Annotated in this window: 7 protein-coding genes; 4 read left to right on the top strand and 3 right to left on the bottom strand. The window is 72.3% G+C overall.

Annotation, left to right across the window (positions count from 1 at the left end; all coding sequences use genetic code 11):
- Together ACWGIU_RS28725 and ACWGIU_RS28720 are read left to right on the top strand one after the other, a co-directional pair.
- Positions 1-325 (top strand): NADPH-dependent F420 reductase (locus ACWGIU_RS28725; protein ID WP_453710582.1); only part of this gene is annotated, 325 nt, incomplete at its 5' end.
- 120 nt (positions 326-445) lie between these two features.
- Positions 446-784: a PadR family transcriptional regulator gene (locus ACWGIU_RS28720; protein WP_453710580.1), complete on the top strand. Its 339-nt coding sequence runs from the start codon at positions 446-448 to the stop codon at positions 782-784.
- Between the two features lie 294 nt (positions 785-1,078).
- Here the strand turns inward: ACWGIU_RS28720 and ACWGIU_RS28715 are convergent, their stop codons facing one another.
- Entirely contained in the window at positions 1,079-1,879 is an 801-nt protein-coding gene (locus ACWGIU_RS28715; protein WP_453710578.1) for a class I SAM-dependent methyltransferase, read from the bottom strand.
- Between the two features lie 282 nt (positions 1,880-2,161).
- On the opposite strand from ACWGIU_RS28715, the gene ACWGIU_RS28710 reads away from it, so the two are divergent.
- Entirely contained in the window at positions 2,162-2,566 is a 405-nt protein-coding gene (locus ACWGIU_RS28710; protein WP_453710576.1) for a RidA family protein, read from the top strand.
- A 129-nt stretch (positions 2,567-2,695) separates the two neighbouring features.
- Here the strand turns inward: ACWGIU_RS28710 and ACWGIU_RS28705 are convergent, their stop codons facing one another.
- Positions 2,696-3,541 (bottom strand): dienelactone hydrolase family protein, encoded by an 846-nt coding sequence (locus tag ACWGIU_RS28705; RefSeq protein ID WP_453710574.1) that lies wholly within the window; start codon positions 3,539-3,541, stop codon positions 2,696-2,698.
- Positions 3,542-3,682: 141 nt separating this feature from the next.
- Positions 3,683-4,240 carry a hypothetical protein gene (locus ACWGIU_RS28700; RefSeq protein WP_453710583.1) on the bottom strand — a complete coding sequence of 186 codons (558 nt, stop codon included), beginning with the start codon at positions 4,238-4,240 and terminating at the stop codon, positions 3,683-3,685.
- Positions 4,241-4,386: 146 nt separating this feature from the next.
- On the opposite strand from ACWGIU_RS28700, the gene ACWGIU_RS28695 reads away from it, so the two are divergent.
- A complete protein-coding gene (locus ACWGIU_RS28695) occupies positions 4,387-5,043 on the top strand; it encodes an HAD family hydrolase (protein ID WP_453710572.1) in 657 nt (218 codons plus the stop codon).
- The last annotated feature ends 293 nt before the right edge of the window (positions 5,044-5,336 follow it).

Raw genomic sequence — 5,336 nt, 5'->3', positions numbered from 1 at the left:
CCGCTGGACCGAGCGGCACCTCGGACACCCCGTCATCAAGGCCTTCAACGGCACCTACGCCCAGGACATCCTCGACCGGCACCGCCCGGCGGGGGCCGCCGACCGGATGGCGCTGCCCGTCGCGGGCGACGACGCCGTCGCGAAGAAGACCGTACGCGCCCTGATCGAGGAACTCGGCTTCGACACGGTCGACGCGGGAGGCCTCGACGAGTCCTGGCGCCAGCAGCCCGACACCCCCGTCTACGGGCTGCGGGAAGGCGTCGACGCGGTCACCAAGGCCCTCGCCGAGGCTTCCCCGACCCGCCCGGAGGCCTTCCGGGGCTGACCGCGGGCGCGCGTTCCGGTCTCGGGGCCACTTGCCCGTCGAGCCGCGGCGGGGCGGGCCCCGGTGACCGGCCGCCCCGTCGGGCGGCATATGCCGGTGGATGACCTACCCCATGCGGACATGAGTGATCGTGCGCTGCAGGAACCGGCCCTCCTCCTCCTGACCGCGCTCGCGGACGAGCCCCGCCACGGGTACGCGATCGCACGCGAGGTGGAGCTGATCTCGGGCGGACGCGTCAAGATGTGGACCGGCACCCTGTACGGGGCCCTGGAACGGCTGCTGGGTCAGGGGCTGATCGAGGTCCACGAGGAGCGGATCGTCGACAGCCGGCTGCGCCGCACCTACCGCCTCACCGCCGGAGGCCGGCAGAGCCTGGCCGTCGAGGCGCGGCGGATCGCCGCCACCGCGCGCGAGCCGGCACGCCGCCTGGGCGTCTCCGGAGCGACGGCCACGGTGTGAGCCTTCGTCTGCTGCGCCTGTACCCCGCCGGTTTCCGCCACGCCTTCGGCGACGAGGTGGCCGAGGCCTACCGGCAGGCGACCGAGGGCGCCGGGCCGATCACCCGGCTGCGGGAGGCCGCGGACATCGTGGCGCACGCGCTCCGGCTCCGCTGGTGGTGGGCGAGGACACCGCGCTGTCGTGCCTGGTCCTGCTCGCGTCCACGGGCCCGGCCGTGCGCCTGTGGCGTCGTCAGCACTCGGACCCGGCCGGCCACGCCTGAGCCGACCGCGGTGGCGGTGGGGGTGGGGGCCGTCAGACCTCGGCGTCGATGTCGGATCCCGCGACGCTGACACGGATCTTGGACTGTCCGTGTCCGAGTGCCTCCCAGTCCTCCATGAAGAGTGCGGACAGCCCGTGTCCGGCGGCCAGGTCGATGAGGGTCTGGGTGCGGTAGTAGAAGTCCTCGCGGAGTACGTGGTGTTCGGTGCCGGTGGTGCGGTCGAAGGTGAAGTCGAAATGGCCTCCGGGCGCCAGGACCCGGCCCACGTGGGCGAAGCACTCGTCGATGACATCGATCGGTGAGTGCGAGAAGACGCTGTGGGCGTGGACGACGTCGAAGTAGCCGTCGGGGAGGAAGTCCAGCGTCAGGTTCTTGGTGATGGTCAGGTGCGGCACCTTGGCCTGGAGTCCCCGCTCGGTCAGGGTCCGCTTCGCCGCGATGAGGATGTCGGGCGAGATGTCGATGCCGTAGTAGTGACCCGCGTCGAGGTAATCGATGAACCGCCAGCCGGCGCGGAGGTTGCCGCAGCCGATGTCCAGCATGCGGGCCCCGGGCTCCAGGCCGTGCCCGACGAGGTAGTCGAACTGCATCTGCCCGAGCGCGAGCCATCGTTCGTGGGTCTGGCTGCCGACCGCTGCCTCGGGGTTGCGGCGGGTGTCCGAGGCCATCACGGCCCGGTAGTAACTGACGTGGTCGGGGTGCTTGAAGGCCAGCCACCGGTCGCGGGCGGCGCGCTTCAGGTACGGGGCGATGCGGTGTGGACGGCTCGCGGCGTAGCGGACCTTGTGGACGAGGGATTCCCGGTTCGCGGTGAGGTTCTTCCTGGTGGCCATGAGCACTCCATCTCCATCGCAACGTGAATCTCCGACGGCAGGCAGGAGCGACTGCCGCCGGGAAGGATCTTCAAACCCCGCCATACGTCGGTGACCGGCATATACAAACCACGTGGCTGTCCCGGGTGGCGGAGAGCACGGCACGGCGCGCACACGGACCGTTCGTGAACATGGGCGTTTTGCGGCGATATCACCAAGATTGCCACTCGATGTCCGGGCGGTCCACGCAACGCGCCCAGGCGCGTGACGCCCCGTCAGTCACACCTCTGACAGCATGAAGAGATGACCGACATACATCGGAAGGTCGGCTCGGGATCGCCGCTGGAGCCGCTGATCGGCTTCTCCCGTGCGGTGCGGGCAGGGCAGTACGTCGCCGTCGCGGGCACCGCTCCCCTCGGGGACGACGGCTCCACCGTCGGCCCCGGCGACGTCCACGCCCAGACCGTACGGTGCCTGGACATCGCCGAAGAGGCCCTGCGGGAGGCCGGGGCGTCGCTGGAGGACGTCGTGCGGACCCGCGTCATGCTCACCGATGTGACGCGGTGGCAGGAGGCCGCGCGGGCGCACGGCGAACGGTTCGCCTCCATCCGGCCCGTCACCACCTTCGTCGAGGTGTCCCGCTTCATCGATCCCGAGTGGCTCGTCGAGGTGGAGGTCGACGCGGTGATCGCCCAGGAACGGGGCTGAGGAGGCAGGTCCGCGCGGTACGGGCCGATGCGGGCCGGGCCGATGCGGGCCGGTGCGGGCCGGGCCGATGCGGGCCGGGCCGGTGCGGGCCGGGCCGGTCCGTCCCTTCCGGTCCGTCCGGCCATCCGGTCACACGGCAGGAGCGGGCCGTTCCCGTTCCCCGAGCAGCCGCGTGCGGAAAAGGTCGAGGACGATGTCGAGCGCCTGACGCGTGGGCTGCCCCGGTTCGTCGATGAGGTGTTCCGTCAGGACGGAGTGCGGCGCGAGTGCGCTCTGCGGGTTCGCCGCGCTCGCGTCCAGCTCGACGGCGACGAAGGCGTCACCGAGTTCCCGGCGAAGGTGGCCGAACCGGTCGCCGGGGACGAGCCGGTCGCCCCGGAAGCGCAGCCCGAGCACCTGGAGCCCCTCGCGCTCGCAACGTCCGCGGACGACCGCGAGGTCCTCGGGGCTGATGTCGATGGCGCCCGCGCGGCCCGGGGTGCAGGCCAGCGGGAGCGAGGGCTGGGACAGCACAGGGGCTACGAGGCGCTCGTCCGTGGCCATCGCCAGGGCGAATCCGCCGGTCAGGCACATCCCCACGGCGCCGACCCCGGGGCCGCCGCAGCGCTCGTGTTCGGCGGCCGCCAGGGCGCGCAGCCACCCCACGACGCGCGAGCTGCGCCCCGTCGCCAGCAGCGTGAACTCACGGCTCACGCACACCTTCCACAGCGACGAGGCCATGTAGCGGCCGGCACTCGGCCAGCCGACCGTGCCGGGATCCGCGTCACGGCCGGGCTCGCCGAAGAGCACCGGGAGTACGGCCGTACAGCCGGACGCCGCCACGTGCTCGGCGAACTCGATGACCTTGGGGGTGATGCCCGGGATCTCCGCCATGACGATCACCGCGGGGCCGTTGCCCGCGCGCAGGATCCGGCGGGTGACGCCGTCGTGGGTGAACGTGCTCTTCTCGAACCCGCTCAGGTCGTGGTCTGCCACGCGCCCGGCTCCTTCCGACGGCTCTTTCCTGGACGACATCAAGTTACCGAGAGGTAGAGCCTTCTGGTCAAGGCGTCCGCAGCACGTTTCGACGCGGCCGCCGAGGACGGCGCGAGCAACACGTCCGCACGACCCGCCCGGTCAGAGGTCGCGCGTCCAGAGTGTGAGGTCGCTGCTGGTCGCGACCGCGAGCGTCCGCCCGGAAGGGGAGAAGCCCGCCGCCCTGAGTCCCGAGCGGTAGGAGTGGAAGATGTGCCACCACCGCTCCCCGTGCGGGCCGGAGTGCGGCAGCCCGCCGTCGGTGGAGAGCAGTACGCGGTCGTTCGGCCAGGCCGGACTCACCACCTCCAGCGTCCAGCCGTCGGCGGTGGTGGTGTGCAGGCCGCCGCCGAAGAGGCCGGCGATGCGGACGCGGTGGCCGGCGACCGGCCCCAGGCCCGGGCAGGAGAGGTCGGGCACCGCGTCAGGGGTGCTGTGCTCCCAGCCGGGGTCCCGGTCGCGTGCGATCTTCTCCCCCGTGCCCGCGTCGAAGAGGCCGTGGCCGTCGTTCGAGACGACCATCACCAGGTCGCCGCCGGTGTCCGGGTGCGAGGCGAAGCCGATCCCGAGCAGCCCGCCAACGGGGACGTGGGGGTCGAAGACCGGCCGCCAGTCGTCGGGTGCCGGCACGACGGGGGCGGCGAGCATCCGGGCGCGCATCTGCGCCTGGTAGCGGGACAGTCCCGCGGCGCCCTCGGCCGACACGGGGTTCGGGCCGGTCGGCCCCGGGTTCCAGTTGGTCACCGGACCATGGTGCACCGGGCCCGTACCGCTTCCCGCACCGAGGCGGCCTCTATGCTGCGGGAATGATCAACCCGATTGAACTCGTGATATTCGACTGCGACGGAGTGCTCGTCGACAGCGAACGCATCGCGCTGCCCCTCCAGGTCGCGTTGGGGGCGGAACTGGGCTGGCCGCTGACCGAGGACGAGGTGATGGACCGCTTCATCGGGCGCTCCAGCGCCTCCGTCCGCGAGGACATCGCCCTCCGGGTCGGCGACGAGACGGCCGACGTCTGGCGGGAGCTTTTCGAACAGCGCCACCGCGAGGCGGTGGACGCCGGGTTGACCGCCGTCGAAGGACTGCCCGAGGCACTCGCCGCGATCACCTTGCCGACCTGCGTCGCCTCCAGCGGCTCGCACGAGAAGATGCGCCACACCCTCGGCCGCACCGGCCTCTACGAGCACTTCGAGGGCCGCATCTACAGCGCCACGGAGGTCCGCCGCGGCAAGCCGGCCCCGGACCTGTTCCTGTACGCCGCGCAGCGGATGGGCGTCGACCCCGCGGCGTGCGCGGTGGTCGAGGACAGCCGCCCCGGTGTCGAGGCCGCCCGCGCCGCCGGCATGCGGGCCTTCGGCTACGCGGGCGGACTGACCCCGGCCGAACGGCTCGAAGGCACCGGCACCATCGTCTTCCAGGACATGCGCGAACTGCCCGGCCTCATCGCGGCAGGCACGCCGTAAGCATCAGCCGAGCGCGTCCCGGGCCAGGGCGGTCATGACGGCCAGGGTCTTGGCCTCCCCGAACGGCGCTGGGGTGATGTCGTGTTCCCGCAGGGCCTGTTCGAGCGTGCCTGGACCGCGGCGGCGTCGGTGACGTCCGACCGCACCGAGACCTCGACTTCAGCGGCCACCTCGGTCTCGCCGTCCGGGCCGGGCTCCGTGGCCGTCGGGACCCTGCCATGGTGCCGGTTATCCCGGGCGCGGCGGAGCCCCGCATCCCGCGCGGCGGCGCGTCCGGGGCCGGTGGAGGGGCC

The organism is Streptomyces sp. NPDC054840, from assembly GCF_053611065.1.
This window is presented reverse-complemented; position numbering and strand designations above follow the sequence as displayed.

What these genes read in the sequence shown, in the direction of transcription:
- ACWGIU_RS28720 (WP_453710580.1), top strand. Translation starts at nt 446, where the DNA reads ATGAGTGATCGTGCGCTGCAGGAACCGGCCCTCCTCCTCCTGACCGCG.
- ACWGIU_RS28715 (WP_453710578.1), bottom strand. Translation starts at nt 1,879, where the DNA reads ATGGCCACCAGGAAGAACCTCACCGCGAACCGGGAATCCCTCGTCCAC.
- ACWGIU_RS28710 (WP_453710576.1), top strand. Translation starts at nt 2,162, where the DNA reads ATGACCGACATACATCGGAAGGTCGGCTCGGGATCGCCGCTGGAGCCG.
- ACWGIU_RS28700 (WP_453710583.1), bottom strand. Translation starts at nt 4,240, where the DNA reads ATGCGCGCCCGGATGCTCGCCGCCCCCGTCGTGCCGGCACCCGACGAC.
- ACWGIU_RS28695 (WP_453710572.1), top strand. Translation starts at nt 4,387, where the DNA reads ATGATCAACCCGATTGAACTCGTGATATTCGACTGCGACGGAGTGCTC.